Annotated in this window: 21 protein-coding genes; 6 read left to right on the top strand and 15 right to left on the bottom strand. The window is 39.8% G+C overall.

The annotated features are described in order from the left end of the window. Positions 1-2 precede the first annotated feature (2 nt). From HW271_RS00960 to HW271_RS00950, 3 genes are all read right to left on the bottom strand, one after another. The gene (locus HW271_RS00960) at positions 3-1283 is read right to left on the bottom strand and encodes an MATE family efflux transporter (RefSeq protein WP_178894515.1); all 1281 of its coding nucleotides are present in this window, start codon (positions 1281-1283) and stop codon (positions 3-5) included. Positions 1284-1343: 60 nt separating this feature from the next. Beyond that, entirely contained in the window at positions 1344-2828 is a 1485-nt protein-coding gene (gene thrC / locus HW271_RS00955) for a threonine synthase (protein WP_178894514.1), read from the bottom strand. Between the two features lie 74 nt (positions 2829-2902). Next, the gene (locus tag HW271_RS00950) at positions 2903-4180 is read right to left on the bottom strand and encodes a gamma-glutamylcysteine synthetase (protein WP_178894513.1); all 1278 of its coding nucleotides are present in this window, start codon (positions 4178-4180) and stop codon (positions 2903-2905) included. Positions 4181-4504: 324 nt separating this feature from the next. Here HW271_RS00950 and HW271_RS00945 point away from each other — a divergent pair, with 324 nt between their 5' ends. From HW271_RS00945 to HW271_RS08840, 4 genes are read left to right on the top strand one after another with little or no spacing between them, the layout of a single operon-like run. Further along, positions 4505-5494, top strand: coding sequence for a PTS sugar transporter subunit IIB (locus tag HW271_RS00945; protein WP_178894512.1), 990 nt, complete (start codon positions 4505-4507; stop codon positions 5492-5494). A gap of 29 nt (positions 5495-5523) precedes the next feature. Next, entirely contained in the window at positions 5524-6336 is an 813-nt protein-coding gene (locus HW271_RS00940) for a PTS mannose/fructose/sorbose transporter subunit IIC (RefSeq protein ID WP_006151319.1), read from the top strand. A gap of 14 nt (positions 6337-6350) precedes the next feature. Continuing rightward, a complete protein-coding gene (locus tag HW271_RS00935; RefSeq protein ID WP_178894511.1) occupies positions 6351-7262 on the top strand; it encodes a PTS system mannose/fructose/sorbose family transporter subunit IID in 912 nt (303 codons plus the stop codon). 60 nt (positions 7263-7322) lie between these two features. Further along, entirely contained in the window at positions 7323-7412 is a 90-nt protein-coding gene (locus HW271_RS08840) for an IS3 family transposase (protein ID WP_367400507.1), read from the top strand. An 83-nt stretch (positions 7413-7495) separates the two neighbouring features. Here the strand turns inward: HW271_RS08840 and HW271_RS00930 are convergent, their stop codons facing one another. The 10 genes from HW271_RS00930 to HW271_RS00885 all read right to left on the bottom strand — a co-directional run bounded on the left by HW271_RS00930 (position 7496) and on the right by HW271_RS00885 (position 18408). Next, complete coding sequence (locus HW271_RS00930; protein ID WP_178894510.1) at positions 7496-8206, bottom strand: leucine-rich repeat domain-containing protein; 711 nt, start codon at positions 8204-8206, stop codon at positions 7496-7498. A 368-nt stretch (positions 8207-8574) separates the two neighbouring features. Beyond that, positions 8575-8820 (bottom strand): hypothetical protein, encoded by a 246-nt coding sequence (locus tag HW271_RS00925; RefSeq protein WP_004250643.1) that lies wholly within the window; start codon positions 8818-8820, stop codon positions 8575-8577. Positions 8821-8986: 166 nt separating this feature from the next. Continuing rightward, a complete protein-coding gene (locus tag HW271_RS00920) occupies positions 8987-9550 on the bottom strand; it encodes a DUF4230 domain-containing protein (protein WP_006151309.1) in 564 nt (187 codons plus the stop codon). Positions 9551-9826: 276 nt separating this feature from the next. Continuing rightward, positions 9827-11143, bottom strand: coding sequence for an ISL3 family transposase (locus HW271_RS00915; RefSeq protein ID WP_006151344.1), 1317 nt, complete (start codon positions 11141-11143; stop codon positions 9827-9829). Positions 11144-11281: 138 nt separating this feature from the next. Next, the gene (gene pepC, locus HW271_RS00910; protein WP_178894509.1) at positions 11282-12616 is read right to left on the bottom strand and encodes an aminopeptidase C; all 1335 of its coding nucleotides are present in this window, start codon (positions 12614-12616) and stop codon (positions 11282-11284) included. Between the two features lie 120 nt (positions 12617-12736). Further along, the gene (locus tag HW271_RS00905) at positions 12737-13459 is read right to left on the bottom strand and encodes a pseudouridine synthase (RefSeq protein WP_178894508.1); all 723 of its coding nucleotides are present in this window, start codon (positions 13457-13459) and stop codon (positions 12737-12739) included. A 165-nt stretch (positions 13460-13624) separates the two neighbouring features. Next, positions 13625-14197 carry a nucleotidyltransferase family protein gene (locus HW271_RS00900; RefSeq protein ID WP_178894507.1) on the bottom strand — a complete coding sequence of 191 codons (573 nt, stop codon included), beginning with the start codon at positions 14195-14197 and terminating at the stop codon, positions 13625-13627. Next, a complete protein-coding gene (gene ruvB, locus HW271_RS00895; RefSeq protein WP_302851378.1) occupies positions 14178-15176 on the bottom strand; it encodes a Holliday junction branch migration DNA helicase RuvB in 999 nt (332 codons plus the stop codon). The genes HW271_RS00900 and ruvB overlap by 20 nt, the downstream gene beginning before the upstream one ends. 186 nt (positions 15177-15362) lie before the next feature. Continuing rightward, positions 15363-17774, bottom strand: coding sequence for a flavocytochrome c (locus tag HW271_RS00890; protein ID WP_178894506.1), 2412 nt, complete (start codon positions 17772-17774; stop codon positions 15363-15365). Between the two features lie 25 nt (positions 17775-17799). Then, entirely contained in the window at positions 17800-18408 is a 609-nt protein-coding gene (locus tag HW271_RS00885; RefSeq protein WP_178894505.1) for an NADPH-dependent FMN reductase, read from the bottom strand. A gap of 220 nt (positions 18409-18628) precedes the next feature. Here HW271_RS00885 and HW271_RS00880 point away from each other — a divergent pair, with 220 nt between their 5' ends. Beyond that, positions 18629-19828: an OFA family MFS transporter gene (locus HW271_RS00880; protein WP_178894504.1), complete on the top strand. Its 1200-nt coding sequence runs from the start codon at positions 18629-18631 to the stop codon at positions 19826-19828. A 114-nt stretch (positions 19829-19942) separates the two neighbouring features. Then, positions 19943-20821, top strand: coding sequence for an AraC family transcriptional regulator (locus HW271_RS00875; RefSeq protein ID WP_178894503.1), 879 nt, complete (start codon positions 19943-19945; stop codon positions 20819-20821). A gap of 178 nt (positions 20822-20999) precedes the next feature. Here the strand turns inward: HW271_RS00875 and HW271_RS00870 are convergent, their stop codons facing one another. Together HW271_RS00870 and HW271_RS00865 are read right to left on the bottom strand one after the other, a co-directional pair. Then, a complete protein-coding gene (locus tag HW271_RS00870) occupies positions 21000-21854 on the bottom strand; it encodes an ABC transporter permease (RefSeq protein WP_006153138.1) in 855 nt (284 codons plus the stop codon). Beyond that, positions 21854-22717, bottom strand: coding sequence for an ABC transporter ATP-binding protein (locus tag HW271_RS00865; protein WP_178894502.1), 864 nt, complete (start codon positions 22715-22717; stop codon positions 21854-21856). The genes HW271_RS00870 and HW271_RS00865 overlap by 1 nt, the downstream gene beginning before the upstream one ends. Positions 22718-22723: the final 6 nt, after the last annotated feature.

The following is a 22723-nucleotide window of genomic DNA, read 5'->3' as shown; positions in this document are numbered from 1 at the left end:
TCTTATCCTTTCGATGTCATATAAACTTGATAACGATAGCGTAGGAACATCCAACGGAAACCATTATCCAAAAGCGTCCCTGCCCAGATACCAGGCAAGCCCCAACCAAGAACAATTCCCATCAGGTAGCCTGTTCCGATACGGATACACCACATCCCGATACTTGTTGCATAAAAGGGGAGGCGAGCATTTCCCAAACCCTGCCAGATAGCTGTATAAATGACTGTCCCCGTCGTCATTGGAGTCCCTAGTAGAGAGAACAGCGTCACCAAAACACTGGCTTCAATAGCCACAGGATCACTGGTGTAGAGGTAACTTAGTGGGGTTCCGAGAGCATAGATACTAAGCGTCAAGGGCAACATGAGAAAGAGGGATAGCCAAAAAGTTTGCCTACTGAGCTTGTCCACCCTTGCCCAATCATTCTCCCCTACTGCTCGTGCCACCTGCATTACTGTTGCCGTCGCGACACCAAAAGCAGGCATGTAGTTAAATTGAGTCAAGACTTCACCAATCGCGTTTCCCGCAACTGCCTCTGTCCCAAAGGAAACAACCAAGGCAATAATGACAACATCTCCAGCTCGCATCATGAGACGCTCTCCCGCTGCAGGTAAAGCCAAGTTTAGCAAGTCTTTATCCAGTCCAAACCTTGGCCTCGTATATGGAAGTTTTAATTGTGACCACAAAATCACAACCCCGACCAAACGAGATAGAATGGTTCCCCAAGCTACACCAGCAATGCCCATATCAAGGATAAAAATAGCCATACTTGAAAAGACAATATTCAAGGCATTGGACAAGAGACTCACATAGAGGGGGAGACGAGGATTATGGGTAGCACGAATCAAGGCACCCAGACTAGTCATCAAGCCCAAGAGGACAATTGTCCCACCAACTAAAGCTAGGTATAGTCCACCACTCTCAGCTACAGCCGTTTCTGTCCCCAAAAGACCTATCATCTCTTGTCCTGCAAAGATGGACAAGGCTCCTAAAAATAAACTCAAGAGTAGGGTGATTTTGAGTGCTTCTGTCACATGGTAGGCCAGTCTAGACTGGTCCTTCTGCCCCAAACTTTTTGAAATGACGCTTGAAATCGCAGCTCCTAGAGCAATAAAAATTGCCTGGTAAATGGTGATAATATTGCTCGCTACAGATACACCCGAAATGGCTATCAAACCTAGATGGGCCACCAGATAACTATCCACCATTCCCATGAGCATCTGCAAGAAATTTTCACCCATGGCTGGCAGGGCTATGTTGAGAATATCTTTATATTTCTTAAACAATCCTTCCTCCTGATGAAAAGAAACTCAGTTAGTTTCCCAACCGAGTTTACTTCCTCTGTTTTAAAGTCCTAGATAAGATTCTACTGCAGTCTGCATCTCTGCTGCTGCAACAGTTGTCTTGTGACGAACTGGAGCTGTTTCAAGGCCATCAACTGCTGGTGGCACTGCTACTCCTGAAATTTCATGTAATTGAGCCAAGGCTTCAAAGTCGCTAAGACCTGATTGTCCAGTTACAGCTTCCACCGCAACCACTGGGAATTTGTAAGGACTAGCTGTTGATGCAATCACTGTCTTGGTCGCATCACCAGTCGCTGCTTGGTATTTTTTATAAACTGCTGAAGCAACCGCTGTATGAGGATCCTCAATGTAAGAATCAGCCTCATAGACACGCTTAATTTCTGCTGCGGTCTCTGCTTCTGTTGCATACTCTGCCGCAAAGAGGTCCAAAATCTCTGTATCAAAGTCTGTCAATTCATACTGACCTTGAGTGTTCAAGGCATTCATGAGTTCCGCTGTCTTTTCAGCATCATTTCCCAAAAGATGGAAAATCAAGCGCTCCAAGTTTGAAGACACCAAGATATCCATAGATGGGCTAGTGGTCACTTTAAATTCACGCTTCTTGTCATAAACACGAGTTTTAAAGAAATCTGTCAAGACATTGTTGTCATTTGAAGCACAGATTAGCTTGCCGACTGGTAGGCCGATTTGTTTGGCGTAAAAGGCAGCCAAGATATTTCCAAAGTTTCCTGTCGGTACGGTAAAGTTAACCTTGTCACCAGCCACAATCTCGCCAGTTTTAACAAGCTGAGCGTAGGCATAAACATAGTAGACAATTTGTGGTACCAAACGGCCAATATTCATAGAGTTGGCTGATGAAAATTGGAGCTTGTTTGCTGCCAATTTCTCGCGAAGGGCCACATCGTTGAACATATGCTTCACATTTGTCTGAGCATCATCAAAGTTTCCATCAATGGCGATAACATGAGTGTTGTCCCCAGTTTGAGTGGTCATTTGCAACTCTTGCACCTTGCTGACACCGTCTTTTGGATAAAAGACGATGATTTCAGTGCCTGGAACATCTGCAAATCCAGCCATGGCAGCCTTCCCAGTGTCCCCAGATGTTGCTGTCAAGATGACAATCTTGTTTTCCAAGCCATGTTTCTTAGCAGCTGTCGTCATAAAGTATGGCAAGATGGACAAGGCCATATCTTTAAAGGCAATAGTTGAACCGTGGAAAAGTTCCAAGTTGTATTGGCCATCGAGTTTAACAAGAGGAGCGATAGCTGGAGTGTCAAACTTGCTGTCATAGGCATTGTTGATACAGTAGTCCAACTCCTCTGCTGTAAAGTCATCCAAGAAGGCTGACAAGACAAGCTTGGCCACTTCTTGGTAAGAAGCATCTTTCAATGTATCAAAATCCAAATCTACCTTTGGATAGCTAACTGGAGTAAATAAACCTCCATCTGTTGCCAAACCTTGCAAAATTGCTTGACTGGCTGTTACGGTATTTTTCGCATCACGCGTTGATTGATAAACTAATGTCATAAATCTCTATCCTTTATCTATAGTCTCATCCATTATAACATGATTTTTCAGAAAATTCTCCCTTTATAAGAAAATTATAGAGTCATTTCTTCTTTTAAAGGCTCTAAGTAGGTCATTTCACTTTGACCTCTCATCTCAAGACCTTGCTCTGCTATCGCTAGCAAGTCTTTGGAAAAACGTACAATCCCAGCTTTTTCCTCGTCTGTGAGCTGCTTCTTAGAAAATTGTCGTCTCAAAGACTTGTAATCACGACCAAAACTTTCAAAGAAAGGAGCTGTTTCTAGGTAAGCTTCAAGCTTGTCTAAATTCACCAAAAGTCCCAAGTGAAAGGCTGCCGAAGCAAAAGTGCGGTCTAGGGGTTGTGTACAAACACTCCGAAATTCGACTGTTCCTCGAGTTGTTAAGTCTTGGAATTGATAACTACGGTGCGTTTGAAAATCCTTTTCTTGAGGGACAAGCAGAGTCTCTTTCCCATTTAAAGTATAAGCATGAATCTCATCAGTAGCTAGGTAATCTCTAGCACGAATCGGAGAAAAATAGTAGGTTTCTCCATCTCGTTCTGCTGTGAAAATCGCAGAGTGGTCTAGATAATCAAAGAAATCATCCTCATCTTTGAAGAGTTTTGAATTGACACCAACGTTCTCTGGATAAATCCCATGCATAGAGTCTTCCCAAAAAATATCTCGTGAAATCTGAGTATCCCAGTCTGCTCCCGAAAACTCAGAATTGGCAAATAAGTAAGCTTTTGCTGCTTCAATCTGAGTGAAAGCATTAATGACACGTAGGTAGTTAGCAGTCGATACATCCAACTGAACTTGACTCCCACAGATAAAGGCTCCATATTGTGGGAAGTCATGCAAATTAACTATCTCTTGGCGACTTCCCATATGTAGGTAATCCATCAGCATCTGGTAGCGTGGATAAGCCACCGGTCGATTGTCATTCTGATCCCAGTTTGGATGAATCCCCCAACCCTGAATAGCATGATCCTTTTCGCCTAGCCTTTCCTGAATGACCTTCATATAAGCTTGAAATCGTCCTTCGACCTCTTGGATTTTCTGGGCTCTACCAAAGGCAAACTCCAAGGTCGTGTAGGAAACCTCAAATAGAATCCGATCCTGACTCATTGGTTCTACAAGTTGAATCGGATTTCCGTCCTGGTCCTCTTTTTCAACTTCCAGGCTGAGAGCATCCACTAAAAATCGCATCAAGTCCTTGGTGACTTCAATATCTGTGGATTTCCCTTTCGTGTGTACGATAGGAAACTCCAACTCAATACCAATGTAGAGTTCTGGATTTTCTTTGATATTTTTTAAATAACGTTTTTTCAATAACTGAACAGAAGGGGACATATATACCTCTCACTCTAAATTCTCTTACTAGAAACATCAATTGCTTTCTATATTATACCAAAAAACTCTATGAGAACTTGACCGAAAAACGACTTTCAACAAATTGTTAATTACTTTGAAGTTTTATACTAATTTTCCCATGCAAGATTTTATGAAATCTCGAAAAGTATCGATATATCAATATCTTCAAAAACAAACTTCCCCCTTACATTCTTAGGATTTATTATAAGTAGTTGATTTTTTGCTGAAAACGGTTTATACTTAAAGAGTCTTAAAGTTTTCTTAAACTACAAGTCAAACATTTTATAAGGAGGAATGACAATAATGAGTATCGGAATCATTATTGCGAGCCACGGTGAATTTGCCGCGGGTATTCATCAGTCAGGATCTATGATCTTTGGTGAACAAGAAAAGGTTCAAGTTGTAACCTTTATGCCAAACGAAGGTCCAGATGATTTATACGCCAAATTCAACAATGCTGTGGCTGCATTTGACGCAGAAGATGAGGTTCTAGTCTTGGCTGACCTTTGGAGTGGTTCTCCATTTAACCAAGCTAGTCGCGTAATGGGAGAAAATCCTGAGCGTAAATTTGCCATCATCACTGGACTTAACTTGCCGATGTTGATCCAAGCCTACACAGAGCGTCTTATGGACGCGAATGCTGGAGTGGATAAAGTCGCTGCGAACATCATTAAAGAAGCTAAAGATGGCATCAAGGCTCTTCCAGAAGAGCTAAACCCAGCTGAGGAAGTTGCAACTGCTGCAGCTGCTCCTGTAGCCCAAGCTGCTATCCCAGAAGGAACAGTTATCGGAGACGGTAAATTGAAAATCAATCTTGCTCGTCTTGACACACGTCTTCTTCACGGACAAGTTGCAACTGCTTGGACACCAGATTCAAAAGCAGACCGTATCATCGTTGCTTCAGATAACGTTGCAAACGACGAATTGCGTAAAGAGTTGATCAAACAAGCTGCTCCTAACGGAGTGAAAGCTAACGTTGTTCCAATCAAAAAATTGATTGAGGTTGCAAAAGATCCTCGTTTTGGTAACACACACGCCCTTATCTTGTTTGAAACACCTCAAGACGCCCTTCGTGCTATCGAAGGCGGTGTGCCAATTAAGACTCTTAACGTTGGATCAATGGCTCACTCAACTGGTAAAACAATGATCAACAACGTATTGTCAATGGACAAAGACGACGTTGCTACATTTGAAAAAATGCGTGATCTTGGTGTTGAATTTGACGTACGTAAAGTACCAAACGACACTAAAAAAGATTTGTTTGACTTGATTAGCAAAGCTAACGTTCAATAATTAACATTAAATAGAAAAGGAATAAAACCATGTCAGATATTTCAATCATTTCTGCTATCTTGGTTGTAGTTGTTGCCTTCTTCGCAGGTCTTGAAGGTATCCTCGACCAATTCCAATTCCATCAACCAATCGTAGCATGTACCCTTATCGGTCTTGTAACTGGTAACCTCGAAGCAGGGGTTATGCTTGGTGGATCACTTCAAATGATCGCCCTTGGTTGGGCTAACATCGGAGCTGCCGTAGCTCCTGACGCGGCTCTTGCTTCTGTTGCTGCTGCAATTATCATGATCAAAGGTGGTAACTTTACTACTGAAGGTATCGCAGTCGCAACTGCAACTGCAATCCCTCTTGCCGTAGCTGGACTTTTCTTGACTATGATCGTTCGTACAATCTCAGTTGGTTTGGTTCACACTGCAGATGCTGCTGCTAAAGAAGGAAACATTGCAGCTGTTGAACGCGCTCACTACTTTGCCCTTGCTCTTCAAGGTCTACGTATTGCTATCCCAGCTGCACTCTTGCTTGCAATGCCAACTGAAGCAGTTCAAGGAGTATTGGAACTTATGCCAGAATGGCTTAAAGGTGGTATGGCTGTCGGTGGTGCCATGGTCGTTGCCGTTGGTTACGCTTTGGTTATCAACATGATGGCTACTCGTGAAGTATGGCCATTCTTCGCTATCGGTTTTGCTCTTGCAGCAATCTCTCAATTGACTTTGATTGCCCTTGGTGTCATCGGTGTTGCCCTTGCCTTCATCTACCTCAACCTTTCTAAACAAGGTGGAAACGGTGGCGGAGGAGCTGCAACTTCTAACGATCCAATCGGTGATATCCTAGAAGACTACTAGAAAGGGGAACAATCATGGCTGAAAAAATTCAATTATCAAAATCAGATCGCCAAAAAGTTTGGTGGCGTTCACAATTCCTTCAAGGTTCATGGAACTACGAACGTATGCAAAACTTGGGTTGGGCTTACTCTTTGATCCCAGCTATCAAGAAACTTTACACTAAAAAAGAAGACCAAGCCGCTGCTCTTGAGCGCCACCTTGAGTTCTTCAACACTCACCCATACGTAGCTGCTCCAATCATGGGAGTTACTCTTGCACTTGAAGAAGAACGTGCAAACGGTACTGAAATCGATGACGCTGCTATCCAAGGTGTTAAAATCGGTATGATGGGACCCCTTGCTGGTATCGGTGACCCAGTCTTCTGGTTTACAGTACGTCCTATCCTTGGTGCCCTTGGTGCATCACTTGCTGCAACTGGTAACATCGTTGGTCCACTTCTCTTCTTCTTTGGATGGAATGCAATTCGTATGTCTTTCCTATGGTACACACAAGAGTTTGGTTACAAGGCTGGATCTGAAATCACTAAAGACATGTCTGGTGGTATCTTGAAAGACATCACTAAAGGGGCTTCTATCCTTGGTATGTTCATCCTTGCCGTTCTTGTACAACGTTGGGTTTCTATCAACTTCACTGTCAATCTTCCAGGTAAACAATTGGCAGAAGGTGCTTACATCAACTTCCCAGAAGGCGCTGTTACAGGTGGAGAATTGAAGGGTATTCTTGGTCAAGCACTTAGTGGTTTGAGTTTGGATAGCGTTCAACCACAAACGCTTCAAGGTCAGTTGAACTCATTGATCCCAGGATTGATGGGACTTCTCCTTACTTTCCTTTGCATGTGGTTGCTTAAGAAAAAAGTATCTCCAATCACAATCATCCTTGCACTCTTTGCAGTTGGTATCGCAGCTCGTTACTTCGGTATCATGTAATCTCGGTGAGAATATACAAACAAAAAAGAATCAGGTTTATCACCTGATTCTTTTGGCTCTTTGTCAAATAGTGTTGATGAAGAACCTAATGAAAAAAGAATCCAACAAAAATTGGACTACCTGTCTCCGGTTGAATACCGAAGACGGTAGCCCTAGGGTGTTTTTATTAAATTCTCACTTTTTGGGGTCAGTCCCTAAGCCTGATAGTAGTTTCTTGTTCATACTATTCCCCTTTAGTCATTTACTACTTTAAGTCCCATTGTTTTAGCTACTTCTTCTGCTTTTGATCCCTTAGGTGTATGAATTTCTACATCTGGGTTACAGTTATCTACAAAATAGAATATGTCTGTAATTTCTGTTACACTTGCTGGAATTGTAATGGATTTAATTGACTTTGTGCCCCAGAATACTAATGTTCCAATACTCTTTGTGCCTTCTGGGAAAGTTACTTCTTCAAGAGAACTACATCCATTGAAGATATCATCTTCTACTGTTTCTATTGACTTACCTAAGTATACATACTTTAGAGCACCATCAATCGCAAATGCAGCTTTCGATAGATAACGTACTGTATCTGGTAGAACGATTGCCTCACAGTTCTTTAGGTTTGCTAGACCACGTTCTCCAATTGCGATAACAGGTTTACCTTTGATTTCCTTTGGTACACGAACAACCTTGTCATCGGAAGTACAACTATAGATAACATAACCTTCTTGCCATTCATCATATGTGAAGTACTTTTCATCTGTCTCTGGGAAGTCTTTGAAGTTCTTCTCAGTTACTTCAGAGTTGTTTGTTGTAGTTGTTGTGTTTTTTTCAGTTTCCTTTGTTTCGTTTGTAGATGTACTTGTTGTAGTGTCTTGTTTTGGTTCTTTAGGTCCACAGCCTACTAAACCTGATAAGAGTATTGCTGCACATAAGCCTGATAATAGTTTCTTGTTCATTATTTCTCCTCCTAATATTTTATGAATATATTAATACCTATATGTTATAAGATGTAGATATTCTTGCTAATATCAAATATTTCTATTTAATCTTCCTATAAATATACGCATGTTAATATATTAATATCTTTAAGTATTTATAACTATAGTTCCTTAATTTTCCCAGTAAAAAACGAAAGGCACCACAAGTTATTTATATGTTTTCTTTAAACGATTCATGTACTTCTGTCGCAACTTCTCGCCCGTCTTTAATTGCGGTTGCGATAGATTGAGGACCTAAATATGCATCACCTGTTATTATTTATTTCTATTGTATTCTGATGTTGACCGAAAATCAAATTTTTACCTTTCATCTAGAACACTAAAGTCTACTTTTGTTCAATTGCTGCAACGACAAGATCACATGGAATAATATGTTCACTACCTGCCACTTCATGCGTTAATCTTCTTCCACTTTCATCTGATTCACCAAGTTCCATTGTAATAACCTTTACACCAGTTACTTTCCCACTCTCATCACGCAATACTTCTTTAATATTCTCTAAGAAATGGAATGTAACACCTTCATTGTGTGCATCTTTGATTTGTAGTATAGCTTCTAGTATATTGTTCATATGGTCATCATCCTTTTGTTTTAGGTTTAGGCGCTTTTAATATAATGGATGTTGGCCTTTTTGTATACACTAAAATAGGGTTGGTGGAAAATTTCCATCAACCCTAAAAATTATAGAACCACACAAAACCCTGACCAGAGATGGTCAGGGTTTTGTATTTCAAAAATTATTCTGTAAATTCTATAGTTACTTTTACTTCAGAATCCATTGAAGAAAATATTGTTTTATAATAATTGATTGCAGATTCTTTAATTTCACTCTTAAATTTATCTAAATACTCTGCTTGTTTATCACTAGAAAGTTGGTTTGTGACCAATTTCCCAGTATCAACATCTTCTGTAGTCCCACTTAATAACTCTCCATGACTATCATATAAATCATAAGGATCATCTTTTGAAAGTTCAACACCAATTACTTCCAATTTTGGAACAATAACCTTATATTCTTTTTCGCTTATTTGTTCAACCTTTACACTACTTTTAATTCCAAATTTAGCGTTATAATTTAAAATTACTAATGCTGCTTTTTTAGAGAACGGCACATCAAACCCAAAAACTTGAGTTGTTTTTGTTTCAGAAATAATTTCATTAATTCCCGCATTCAAAAATACAACTTCATTCACTTTTTCAATACTTTCGATATTAATTGACGATTTGACTTCTGATTTATGTTCCTTAGGTAAGAAAAATAGCACTCCAATAGCTATAATAGCTATTAATACCAGATTCAATAGAACACTAAACTTATTAAATTTCTTCTTTAATATAGACAAGATAAAAAAACCTCACTTTAAATAATCTATCTAAATTTTACACATTCTAAAGAAAACAGTCAATATTTTTTCGTACTATCTTCTAAAATTAATTGTGCCTATTAAAAATGAAATTAGTTTGTTGCATTTGATTATATTTTTTGAACACCAAATCCATTTAAAATTGAGTGCTATTTTGAGCACTAAAAAAGGGCTCTTTGTCAAATAGTGTTGATGAAGAAATTTAGGAAGGGATTAAGCAACTAATTGTTGCTTAATTCCTTTTTGTTTTGGGCCAAACATTTTTGTTATTAAAATAATCCTATTTCTAAAATAGTAATAGTTTCTAAAGCCGTAGGCATTTCTTTTAAGCACTTTTATTTTATTGTTTATTCCTTCAATAGGGCCATTTGTTCTAGTTGGATACTCACAAGTATTTTGAATATATGGCAAGTAAGTCATAAGAGTCTTTAATACTCTTTTTAAACCAGGAGATAGGTCTAATTGCGTAGCTGCTTCAATCGTTTCCTTGAATTCTATATAATCTCTATCCTGTATACATTCACGAGGTGAATGTACAACCTCATAATCATTTTTTAGAGATGGATTGTTTTCTAAGATATAATCTACGATTCCTTTACTTGTTATGAAGCTTTCAAAAAGCTTATAACGATTATATTTATAGTTCTGAAGTTCATTAGGGTTCTTTAAAATTAACTTCCAATAATGTTTTAACTTTCGATATAATTTAGGATTTTTATAACGATGCTGATTCATGACACGTACCCGAGTTCGATTTAATTCTCTATTTAAGGCTTGTACGATGTGAAAAGGATCAATGATAATTTTAGCGTTAGGAAACATTTCTTTTATTAATTGAATGTACGGTAAGTACATGTCGATTGAGATAGTTTTTACCTTTAATCTTGTCTTAGTCTCAAAACGATGAAAATATTGTTTTAAACTGTAAGATTTTCTATCACGTACAACATCGACCAGCTTGTGTGTAGTGCTATCACAAATAATGAAGCTCATATTACTATCGGAAGCTTTGACGGATTTAAATTCATTAAAACACAAATGTTCAGGGAAATCATGTAATGGTTTAATCGTTAATAATCGTGCTGTATCATCTATGATACGTCTTACAGTATGAACTGAAACATTTGATTCTTTTGAGATATATATTTCAGATACTGTTTCACTTATTTTTGCCTTAATTTCATTTTTTAATCGTTTCGAAATATGACAATGTTTTTCTACAATGCGACTAGCATCTGCGGTAAATGAAGAACTACATTCTCTACAGAGAAATCTTTGCTTGCGTAGATTTAAGTAGGCCGGAAGGCCTGAAACAGAACAGAGAGTGATACGAGAAGTTTTCGTTCCGTTTTTAACGATATTGTTATTTTGGCTAACACACCCACAAACAGTACAAAATTCTGGTTTATGCGTATATGTAGCTGAATAAAATAAAGATTTTCCCTTTTTAAATATCTTCTCTTGAACTTTATCATCCCAAATAATGTTTTTATCTTTGATTTGTAGTGTAGCTTCTAGTATATTGTTCATATGGTCATCATCCTTTTATTTTAGGTTTAGGCGCTTTTAATATAATGGATGTTGGCCTTTTTGTATACACTAAAATAGGGTTGGTGGAAAATTTCCACCAACCCTAAAAATTATAGAAACATTCTTTTTATATCTCATTTATTCTGCCAAGGCACCCATTGGATCCCATGGTGCAAGGACGATTGGTTCTGCTTCGTAAGCAGCTCGTTCTTCTGCTGTTAGTAATTCCTTACGAACAACAATTTGGTAAGTGTATTCGTCCATCCAAGCATCTGAAGCAACAAAGTAACCATCGGTACCAACCTTGTCTCCCCATGAGTTTTCAACTTTCCACTTGACTGATTTACCGTTTTCGTCCACATCAACACCTGTCAAGACCATGGCGTGAGTCATCAAGCTTTCGCTGTAATCCAAACGTCCAGCCTTGTCTTGAGTGAGTTTAATGTCCATGCTTGATTCAAAGTCATAAACATCTGTCGCAAGGATTCCTGCTTTACGGTTGCTGAGCTGACCGACATCTGAACCAAACCAAACAGTTTCACCTGTTTGCATTTGAGCAATCGCTAATTCTTTCAAGCGCTCCATCGGTACGTTAATGTAACGAACTGCACGGCTACCAACGACATTTCCCAACATTTCAACTGTGTATGATTTACCGTATGGTTTATCAGCAGTTGGAGCATTGATCACAGAAACGTAGTCTTCTAGTGGAAGATCGACATATTTCTTGTAAAACTCTTGTGGAGTGATGCCTTTTTCGCTTTGGTAGTTATTGTCTTTATCACGATAAGCAAAGTCAAATTTACGCGGTGGGAGGCCTAGTGACATTGCAAGGAAGTTAAAGATTTCTTGCAAGAGATCTTCTTTCTTAGTCTGAACAGTCGCTTGATCCGCACCTGAAGCTAATAGATCTCGCAAGATTTGAGCATCTTGACGAAGCAATTTGTTAAGGATTGCATTGAGCTCACGGCTACTGCTAGATGAGATAGATTCAGGATACACTGATTTAGGTACGACACCGTATTTTTCAAAGAGAGAAACTACCATATCCCATTGTCCGCCATCTTGTTGTGGAGTTTGGAGTAGGAAGCTAACCTTGCGGCTAGTCAATTCTTGATCTGCAGTCGCAATCACTTGCTCCAAGAACCAGTTAGACTTTTCATACTTGTCCCAGAAGAAGGTGTGCGCTTGTGACAATTCAAAGTTTTCAAGTTTGTATTGAGAGATGAGTTTGTGGCGGAAAGTATTGAGAGCCGCAAACATCCAGCAACGACCAGAAGCCTTCTGGTTAGTGACCTTGTCCTTAGTCAAGTCAAGCGAGAAAACAGGTGTATTGTCTACATGGCTTTGGCGACGCTCTAGGGCTGCAAAAATTCCATTGTGGCTAGCAGCATTTTCGATAGCTTGGTACTTTACATTTGCTTCATAGTTGGCAAATAATTTATCTGTAAATGATTCTTGAATCGCGTTCATAAAATCCTCCTTTTTTCTTACTGTCTATTATAACTCTTTTCACAAAGGAAGCAACCAAAAACTGAAAAAGGCAAGGATATTTTCCTCGCATTTTCCTAATATTTCATGGTGCTGCTATCACTAGCTGACACTTTCAAGCAAAGCTTCTAGTTCTTCCTTACTTAGGCGACGCCATTCCCCAGGTTTCAGATTTTCATCCAAGGTTAAAGTTCCCATAGTCAGACGTTGCAAGTCTACCACTTCCTTGCCACAATAGGCTACCATGCGTTTGACCTGGTGGAATTTCCCTTCTGCAATGGTCACACGAACCAGACTTTGATTCTTTTCTGCATCCATAGACACAAGCTCCAGCTTGGCAGGTTGGCAGGTAAAGTCCTTGAGCGGAATGCCCTTGGCAAATGTCTCAATGTCTTCATCCGTCATGATTCCATTGACTTGCGCCAGATAAGTCTTATCCACATGGCGTTTTGGTGAAAGAAGAGCATGAGCCAGCTGGCCATCATTGGTCAAGAGCAAGAGTCCATGCGTATCGATATCCAAACGTCCTACTGGGAAAACTTCCTTTGAACGAGCTAAGTCATCCAACAAATCCAGTACAGTTTTGTGTTTGGGATCTTCAGTTGCTGAAATAACACCCTGGGGCTTGTTCATCATGTAGTAAACAAACTCCTCGTAGTCTAACTTTTGCCCGTCAAAACAAATCTCGTCCGTGTCTTCATTGATTTGCAGTTTGGCAGATTTTTCCTTTTTGCCATTGACCGTCACGCGCCCAGCCTTTAGAAAGTTTTTGACCTCCGTCCGGCTTCCTACTGCACATGCAACTAAAAATTTATCTAATCTCATAGGGCTATTATATCATGAAATTTCTTGAACTAAGAACAAAAAAAGCCGCCTGATTGGGCGACTTAATTTTTTTATAGGGAGATTATTATGAAAAAGTTTTAGGAGTATAAGTTAAGTTCTTCTTAACTTATGAGGTAAGTATACAGCTCCTATCTTAAAGTTTCCTTAAGTATTTTTAATTGTGAGATTTTTCCATTTTTCTCGCCAGTTTTTCTTGGATAAACGCTGTTGATAGAGCTTCATTCGGTCTTGATTTTCTAAAAAATGAGGAGTTGGACGAACTTGAAAGTTCAAAATATCCTCCAAACCATAAGGCGCAAAGAGCTCTAAAGTTGCGCCAGCATGCAAGCGAAGTCCTACTGCCGTACAACGTTCAGGATATTTACTCATGGCATCGCAGGAATTTCTATACGGAGGCGTGTGGGGACTATGCTGATGCATATAGACTTGATTTTTCAATTCCCATTGATACTGAGGAAAGTCCTCTCTCAACTTGTTTTCTAGAGCTAGCGTTTCTTCGTAACTCACATCTGGGTCAAAGAAAATCACGTCCACATCTGTTTCACGGTCAAAGGCTGGCTTATCTGACAAGAGATTCCAGATAAAATTTCGGACCGATCCAGCCGCCAACCAGGAATCTTTCAACTCCAAGTCACGGATGATGGTCAGAATAGCCATTATATCAGGATTTTCTCTAAAAGATTCTACGATTTCAGCCTTATTTTTCAATATATTCATACCCTAAATGTTCATAAGCCTTGGCTGTCGCGACCCGTCCTGAACGAGTTCGCATGATAAAGCCTTTCTGGATCAGGTAAGGTTCATACATATCTTCTACCGTCTCACGCTCTTCAGCGATATTAACCGAAAGAGTACCTAGACCGACAGGACCGCCACCGTACATTTCAATCATGGTGCGGAGAATTTTCTGGTCCACATAGTCCAAACCTTCATGGTCTACATCCAGCATAGTCAAAGCCTTATCCGTAATCACATCATCAATCAAGCCATCGCCCATAATCTGCGCAAAGTCGCGCACGCGCTTGAGAAGACGATTGGCGATACGAGGAGTCCCACGGCTACGTAAAGCTAACTCCAAAGCTGCTTCATGAGTGATTTCCATCTCAAAAATATCTGCCGTCCGCTCGACAATCTCTGTCAAGTCATCATGGGTATAGTATTCCATGTGACCAGTGATCCCAAAACGTGCACGAAGTGGATTTGAAAGCATCCCAGCTCGTGTCGTCGCACCAATCAAGGTAAAAGGTGGCAAGTCTAGATGGACACTACGGCTAGCTTCTCCCGCACCAATCATGATGTCAATGTAGAAGTCTTCCATGGCACTATATAGCACCTCTTCTACCGACATGGGCAAGCGATGAATCTCATCAATGAAAAGAACATCTCCTGGCTCCAAGTCATTCAAAATCGCTACCAGATCACCGGCTTTTTCGATAACGGGACCAGACGTTTGTTTGAGATTGACTCCCAGTTCATTGGCAATAACAAAAGCCATGGTTGTTTTCCCGAGACCTGGAGGGCCAAACAAAAGAACATGGTCCAGCGCTTCATCACGCATTTTAGCCGCCTCGATAAAGATTTGAAGCTGATCCTTGACCTTGTCTTGACCGATATATTCACGTAAATATTGGGGACGGAGGGTACGCTCTACCAACTCCTCATCACCCATGATTTCATTATCTAAAATTCTACTCATGTTCCTATTATAGCAAAAATCTAGTAGACAAACAAAAAAGCCACCGAATTTGGTGGCTTCTTTAGGGAGATTATTATGAAAAAGAAAAGTTTAGGATTTCTATTAAATAAAGTTAGGAGGTCTTTACTTAATAACTATATGATATAAGACAATACTTAAAATTAGCTTAAGATTTTAAATCCATTATTAACAATTTTCTTGAACAGCTGTTTGACCTGCAATACGTCCAAACGTAAAGATATCCGTAAGTGAATTTCCTCCTAGACGGTTACCTGCATGAAGTCCTCCTGCAACTTCTCCAGCAGCATACAAACCAGGGATAATCTGACCTTTTTCATTTAAAACATGTGTTGAAGTATCAATCTTGAGTCCACCCATTGTATGGTGAACAGCGGGTTTCCTTGGTGTTGCGTAGAACGGTGCAACCTCACACTTGAGATCGAAACTACCCTTGTTAAATTCAGGGTCAAATCCTGCATCAACATAAGAGTTGTACTTCTTGATTGTATCCGCTAAAACTTGTGGATCCATACCAATCTGAACTGCCAATTCTTCTATCGTATCTGCACGGTAGAGAGTGCCTGCTTTGACTTGGGCATCGATTTTTTCTTGGCTAGTATTGTAGGCTGTTGCCTTGATGCGGTCATCCGCGATCAAGTAGAACAAACCTCCATTATCAATCGCTGCTTGAGATAACTTATCTCGGCTACCGTACTCATCCACAAATCGCTTCCCTTCAGTATTTACCATGATAAAGTTAGCTGGAGGAACTTGAAGTCCTGAGAAGAGAGCACCTGTCACTGGATCGGATACTGGCATCATTTGGCTAAAGCCCATACCCACTAGGTCAGCACCTACACTTTGACCCAAGACGATTCCATCCCCTGTTACGGCTGGTGTATTAGATGTGGCAATATCATCCGCAATTTCAGTCCAGTAGGTATTGTATTTTTGTAACATCTTGGTATTGGCACCAAATCCTCCAGAAGCTAGAACGACGGCATCTGCATGAACGATGATGGTTTGACCGTTTCGGCCTTCTGCTCTGACACCCTTGACAGCCCCTTCTTCTACAAGCAATTCTTTGACTGGAGAGTCCGTCAAAATCGTGCCTCCATTTTCTAGAACATATTTTTGTAGAACCGAGATAAAAGCATAACCCATTGGTTGAACCGGCTTATGACCACGACGCCAAAGGGCTCCAACTGGCATTGTGACTTCACTACGAACAAATTCAACACCGATATCTTCCAACCAGCGAACAGACTCTAGGGCTCGTTCAGTCAATACAGAAACCAAATCATATTGGCCATGAATTTCATGCCCTTGTAAATCTTTTCGTTTTCCACCAATATAGGTTTGGATACGGTAAAGTAAGGTCGAGTCAAACAAATAGCTTGGATCCTGCAAATACTGCTCAATCTCAACCTTCAAGGCTCTAAAGTCCTCTAAATATTCTGGGTCAATCGTTGATTCATCTGTCGCAATCAATTCTTGAAGCGTATGTGCCTCACCTGGATGAGCTGCGAAGGTTCCTTGCCATGCTGGATCTGGCGCATTCATTGGGCCACCTGCACGAACAGTATTTCCTCCAATTGCTGGGAATTTCTCAACAACAATCGGCTTCTTACCAGCTTGCAAGACTGCAGCTGCTGCAGCTAAACCAGCTCCTCCACCTCCGACGATGACAACATCTGCCTGATAAGTTTTATCCTCTTTATCCAAAGCAGATGGAGCTTTTGAACGTTTACGTAAAACATCTGGATTTGCACCAGCTTGTTTAACCGCACGCGCAACTCCGTCCAAGACACCATTTGAAGTCACAGAAGCTCCTGACACCGCATCAACATTTAAGGTTTGCCCCTCAATGATTTCCGCTGGAATACGGGTAAATACAACATCTGCAATTCCTGAAGATTCTCCAGAAGAATCGATTTCAATTTTTTCAATACGGTCTTCAGAAACGGTGACATCCATCGGTAATTTACCATTATGACCTTCAGTTGTAACATGGTAAGTTCCTGGTTCAAATCGAATTTCTTCAGGAAGATTTAGTTGGTTTGCAACAGATACAAAGCGAAGGAAACGATAGAAACAGCTATCTAAGAAATCAACAGTTCGCTCATTAATCAGATCTCCATTTGCATCGAATGCTCGATGAGCTCGACCAAGTAAAAATTCACTTCCTGGCATAACTGTTGCATTTACCCCAGGTGCATCAAGAATCTGACGAAGATGAAGTTGGGCACGCGAAGAACCTTGAACATCATAGGAAGCTCCGACAATCATGGTTGGCTTCCCATCTAGTGGATGAATGTTAAAAGACAACCATTCGAGCAAACTATTTAAACTTGATGGGATTGTATGATTGTGTTCAGGTGTCGAGATGATGACACCATCAGCTTCCGAAATCGCTTTGTTAAACTTCTGAATAACAGGTGTATCTGTTTGATCATCGGTTTCATTGAACATCGGTACATCGGTAATTTCTAAAATCTCAATGTCGGCTTTTGACGCAAAATGTCTTTTCATAAATTGCAACAAACTACGGTTATAGGATTGTTTGGCATTGGTACCAACAATAGCTACTAATTTCATGGATTGTTCTCCTTTCTTGAGATGCTTAAGCTTTCAACCATTCTTCCCAGATGAAAGATTTCTTACGATTTGTATCTTCTGGTTTGACCAAAGCCTTTGTTATATCAACAAAATTTTGGAATTCTGCAAAATGTTCTTCCAACTCTGCGACTTTTTCAGGATTGTTCAGATTATAGTCATCGTCCAATACTTGTTCAGAATGGCCTAGGAAAAATTCAGTCCCTGGCATGACTCTTGCTTTTAACTCAGGCGCATCAAGAATCTGACGCAAGTGCGCTTGGGCTCTAGATGTTCCAAGCAATCCAAGAGAAGCTCCGACAATCATCGTTGGTTTGTTAATCAAAGCGCGACTAGTATAGGCAATCCATTCCAAGGCTGAAGCCAAAGGTGCTGGTATCGTATGGTCATATTCAGGTGTTGAGATAATCACACCATCTGCAGCAAGGATTTTTTCTGAAAAAGCTTGAACTTCGGCAGGCGCTAGCTTGTCCTCAGGTTCGTTAAATGCTGGCAAGTGTTTGATTTCCAACACCTCAATATCGGCCTTATCTGAAAAATGCTTTTGCATAAATTTCAAAAGTTTCCGATTGGTTGAGCGGTCAGAGTTTGTTCCAACGATAGCAACTAATTTCATCTTGCTACCCCCTTTTTTGTTTTATTCACTTTCATTATACTACTTTAAATTATCTTCGACATTCATGACACTAAAACATTGTGTTATTCTATCAGTTTATCTTATCTTAGTATAACTTAGTGAAAAAATTAACAATATTTTCCGAGAAAGTATTGACCCTCATTTTTAACTATGTTATAGTCTTTGTGAAAAATGTATTAAGTTAAAGGAGGGTCTTCTTATGAAAGAGACATTCAATCGTTGGCAAGTTCTAGCTGCGTCAACTGCTATTCTTCTCTGTACAGGTGCTGTCTATTCCTTTTCAGTTTTTGCTGGACCTTTAAGCTCCTCAACAGGTTGGTCTATGTCCGAGATTATGCTCGCATTTGCTATTAACTCAGCTATCGGACCGGTTCCGATGATTCTTGGAGGTTACCTGGTAGACAAGGGATATGTGAAATGGACAATTGCACTTGGTGCCCTTCTATTTGCTAGTGGCTTCTATCTAACTGGTTATGCAAGTTCCCCAGCCATGCTCTATCTGACCTACGGTTTGATGGCAGGTCTTGGTCAAGGATTTGCCTATTCAGGAGCCCTCTCAAATTCTCTTCGCCTCTTCCCAGATAAACGTGGTTTAGCTTCTGGGATTCTAACAGGAGGTATGGGATTTGCCGCAGTTATTGCGTCACCAGTTGCAAGTAGTCTCATTCAAAAACAAGATGCCTTCTTTGCTTTTCGAACCATTGGACTTATCTATATTGTTGTGATTATCGCTGCCATTTTCTTCATCAAGGCTGCACCAAGTGGCTACCAACCAGCAGGTTGGAAAGCTCCCGTACAAACTAAACAAGGACCTGCTAATAAAAACTGGAAAGAAATGCTACAAAGTCCACTATTTTACATCATTATCAGCATGTTCTTTGTCGGTGCCTTCTCTGGTTTGATGATTGCCTCTCAAGCATCCCCAATTGGTCAATCCATGTTTGGACTCTCTGCTGGTACAGCAGCTCTCTATGTCTCTCTCTATTCAATCGCAAACTCTAGCGGACGCTTTATCTGGGGATCACTCTCTGATAAAATTGGTCGTTCTAAGACCTTATTGATTATCTATTCTGTTATCGTATTGGCGCTCTTCTCCTTAACTATCGTCCCTGGTCAATTTGGCTTTACTCTAGGAATCATCGGTCTTGGCATCTGCTTCGGCGGTGTTATGGGTGTCTTCCCATCTATTGTCATGGAGAACTACGGATCTGCTAATCAGGGAGTCAACTACGGTATCGTCTTCACAGGTTATTCTTTAGCTGCATTTTTTGCACCTAAAGTTGCGGTTCAAATGGCAGCAGCTAACAATGGAAATTACAGTGCCGCATTCTACGTTGCTATCGCTCTCGCAGTTGTTGGGCTTCTTCTCAATCTCCTTTACATGAAGAAGAAAGGTTAGAGAAAAAACTTCTCATCAAATACTCATTACTAATTTAAGGTAGGGTCGGGATTTTTTGCCCCGCCCTTTTTTTGGTATAATAAAACTAGAAATAGCTTATTGGGAGGTTTTATCATGGTTCAGCAGTCAAGACTTTTACGAGATAACCCATCTGATTTTCCCTATGATTTTGAAAAACAAATCTTATCTAAGCAATCTTCTAATACCATCTATCATTGGCATCCTGAACTCGAGATTGTCTATGTCAAAAAAGGACCTGCTACCTTCTATATCAACTCTGAGCGCTTTGAAAGTCATGAAGGCGATATTTTTCTAATTCAGCCAACTTCTCCTCACGCTATCTACCCTATTGAAAATCAAGAACAAATTTCTACAGTTTTTCGTATCCATCTCGATTTCCTAGGTAGAAGTCAAATTGACAGCTTTAGCCAACGCTATATTCAACCTATATACTCTGGGCATTTTTATCTCACTCCTCGGATTTCGTCAGATGATCATGCTTATGAACTGATTCGCGATTGTCTTTTATCTCTTTTTTCTATCCTTGAAGAGCAGAGTATTTATTATGATCTCCTTTTAAAGGCAAAACTCTATGAATTTCTCTATCTTCTCTTTAAGTACAGGTATGTCAATCGCCACTATACGGATGATACCTATCAAAAATACCAGAAATTAAAAGAAATGATAGGTTATCTTGAGCGACACTATGCAGAACCCATTCAAATTGACCAGCTTGCTGCTACATTTGGATACAGCAAAAATCACTTTATGAATATTTTCAAACAACACACCGGGACAAGTTGTATGGAATATCTCATACGATTGCGCCTGGAAAAAGCTTGCGAAAAGCTCGTTCAGACCAATCAAAGTGTTCAAGAAATAGCAAGCCAGGTCGGTTTTACCAACCTCTCAAATTTCAATCGACAATTCAAACAACACTTCCAACTAACTCCTAGACAATATCGAAACCAACAACTCAAAAAAGAATCCTAACTACATGTCTCCTTAGTGACTCACTAGGGAGAATTTTTTTCAAACAAAAAAGCCACCGAATTTGGTGGCTTCTTTAGGGAGATTATTATGAAAAAGAAAAGTTTAGGATTTCTATTAAATAAAGTTAGGAGGTCTTTACTTAATAACTACATGATACAGTAGAAGACTTAAAGTTAACTTAACCTATAAATTTTATTTTTTTGCTAGAGATTTTAACTACTACTAGCCAAAGCAGAAAAGTTAGGAGGCAGATACTCACCACTATTAAGTATGTTTCTTCCTTTGTTAAAAGGTTCTGCCAATTAAGCCGGATTCCTAATTTTTCTTGAAACTCTTCTAATAAGCTACTATTCCCCATAAATGTAGTTTCTAATTGCTCCTTCATTAAGACCTGTCTATAGAGAGAAGCAAGATAGGTAGCCGGTGTGCACTTCATGAGAACTTGAGCGAAGTTAGGAAGAATTCCCATTGGTACATAAGTTCCTACTAAAAATCCTGAAGCTGTACCTACAATTGTAGCCAATTTACCCAGACTATCTACTGACTGGAAATGGTAAATCAAGAGTGCATTTACCAATGTTGAAAGGAGACTACTTAGTAGCATGATTAAACTTATTTCAAATAGCTTACTCATAGCTGGAATTTCTTGAAAATAAAGGCTCATAACAATAAGCATAAAGGCTTGCATAACAAAGGAAATGATAAGGCTACTAATAAGATAAGACAGTTGCAAGCCCCAGCTCCCTAAGTCTGTCAAAAAGAGATCCTGATCCACTTGATTTTCACGGTCTTGTACCATCTGGGTCAAAGCTGTAAAACTGGTTGTAATCCCAGTCACAGCCAAAGTTCCACCCATCAGCCAGTTATTTAAAAGGCTCTTATTATCAGGAAGTTGGGACCAGGCATCCATCAAATTTTTCTGCAAAAAAATGATATAGAGTAGAAAGGAAATCAAAGCTCCCAGTAATGAGAAAAAGACTCCTGAACGATTACGAAAATACAACAAAAAATCACGTTTTAATAAGGCTAACATTAGCGCACCTCTCTTCCTGTAAGGGCTATGAAGGCATCATCCATAGTTCCTGGACGAAATTCAAAGCCAGCAATCTTCTCACGAACTTGGGTCAAATAATCAATAGCTTCCAATTGGTTCTCGGGATAAAGACTATACTCAAACTCATTTTCTTTTTCCACAGGCATATTTTTAGGTAAGAATTTCTCCACTTGCTTGTCTTTAAAACAAATTTTTAAAAGATTGGAAGCGTACTCACTTTTAATCTCAGTAGCAGAACCTTGGGCAATAACCTTTCCATGATCTATAATATAAAGTTGATCTGCCTCATCTGCTTCATCCAGATAATGAGTCGTTAAGATAATAGTCATCCCTTCATCTCTTTGTAGACGATACAATAAATCCCAAATGGATTTGCGGGTCTGAATATCTAGTCCAGTCGTAGGCTCATCTAGAAATAAAATATCGGGATTGGATAGGAGAGCCCGAGCAATATCAACTCGACGTTTCTGTCCTCCTGATAAAGTTCCATAAAGTTGTTTCTGAAAAGCAGTCAACCCTAGTTGATTGATTAAATCTTCCACACGACCACCTTTAATCCCCTTATACTGCTGGGCTCGAATGGTTAGGTTTTCTTTGACTGTCAACTTTTCATCCAATACACTTGCTTGAAAAACAACTCCAATCCTAGTATTGGGCGCATAGATGATTTGACCATTAGTTGCTCGTTTAAGTCCGATTAACATTGAAATCGTTGTCGATTTCCCAGCCCCGTTAGGTCCTAATATTGCATTAAAACTCCCTTTTTTAAACTCTAAATTTATATTTCTAACTGCTATATGGTCTCCATAGTTCTTAGTGAGACCTTTTGCTTGTAAAATCATATTTCT

The sequence above is a fragment of the Streptococcus sp. oral taxon 061 genome (assembly GCF_013394695.1).
Lineage (GTDB): Bacteria > Bacillota > Bacilli > Lactobacillales > Streptococcaceae > Streptococcus.
This window is presented reverse-complemented; position numbering and strand designations above follow the sequence as displayed.

What these genes read in the sequence shown, in the direction of transcription:
- ruvB (WP_302851378.1), bottom strand. Translation starts at nt 15,176, where the DNA reads ATGAGTAGAATTTTAGATAATGAAATCATGGGTGATGAGGAGTTGGTA.
- HW271_RS00940 (WP_006151319.1), top strand. Translation starts at nt 5,524, where the DNA reads ATGTCAGATATTTCAATCATTTCTGCTATCTTGGTTGTAGTTGTTGCC.
- HW271_RS00865 (WP_178894502.1), bottom strand. Translation starts at nt 22,717, where the DNA reads ATGATTTTACAAGCAAAAGGTCTCACTAAGAACTATGGAGACCATATA.
- HW271_RS00930 (WP_178894510.1), bottom strand. Translation starts at nt 8,206, where the DNA reads ATGAACAAGAAACTATTATCAGGCTTATGTGCAGCAATACTCTTATCA.
- HW271_RS00915 (WP_006151344.1), bottom strand. Translation starts at nt 11,143, where the DNA reads ATGAACAATATACTAGAAGCTACACTACAAATCAAAGATAAAAACATT.
- HW271_RS00880 (WP_178894504.1), top strand. Translation starts at nt 18,629, where the DNA reads ATGAAAGAGACATTCAATCGTTGGCAAGTTCTAGCTGCGTCAACTGCT.
- HW271_RS00945 (WP_178894512.1), top strand. Translation starts at nt 4,505, where the DNA reads ATGAGTATCGGAATCATTATTGCGAGCCACGGTGAATTTGCCGCGGGT.
- HW271_RS00905 (WP_178894508.1), bottom strand. Translation starts at nt 13,459, where the DNA reads ATGAGATTAGATAAATTTTTAGTTGCATGTGCAGTAGGAAGCCGGACG.
- HW271_RS00925 (WP_004250643.1), bottom strand. Translation starts at nt 8,820, where the DNA reads ATGAACAATATACTAGAAGCTATACTACAAATCAAAGATGCACACAAT.
- HW271_RS00875 (WP_178894503.1), top strand. Translation starts at nt 19,943, where the DNA reads ATGGTTCAGCAGTCAAGACTTTTACGAGATAACCCATCTGATTTTCCC.
- HW271_RS00870 (WP_006153138.1), bottom strand. Translation starts at nt 21,854, where the DNA reads ATGTTAGCCTTATTAAAACGTGATTTTTTGTTGTATTTTCGTAATCGT.
- HW271_RS00950 (WP_178894513.1), bottom strand. Translation starts at nt 4,180, where the DNA reads ATGTCCCCTTCTGTTCAGTTATTGAAAAAACGTTATTTAAAAAATATC.
- thrC (WP_178894514.1), bottom strand. Translation starts at nt 2,828, where the DNA reads ATGACATTAGTTTATCAATCAACGCGTGATGCGAAAAATACCGTAACA.
- HW271_RS00935 (WP_178894511.1), top strand. Translation starts at nt 6,351, where the DNA reads ATGGCTGAAAAAATTCAATTATCAAAATCAGATCGCCAAAAAGTTTGG.
- HW271_RS00885 (WP_178894505.1), bottom strand. Translation starts at nt 18,408, where the DNA reads ATGAAATTAGTTGCTATCGTTGGAACAAACTCTGACCGCTCAACCAAT.
- pepC (WP_178894509.1), bottom strand. Translation starts at nt 12,616, where the DNA reads ATGAACGCGATTCAAGAATCATTTACAGATAAATTATTTGCCAACTAT.
- HW271_RS00900 (WP_178894507.1), bottom strand. Translation starts at nt 14,197, where the DNA reads ATGAATATATTGAAAAATAAGGCTGAAATCGTAGAATCTTTTAGAGAA.
- HW271_RS00890 (WP_178894506.1), bottom strand. Translation starts at nt 17,774, where the DNA reads ATGAAATTAGTAGCTATTGTTGGTACCAATGCCAAACAATCCTATAAC.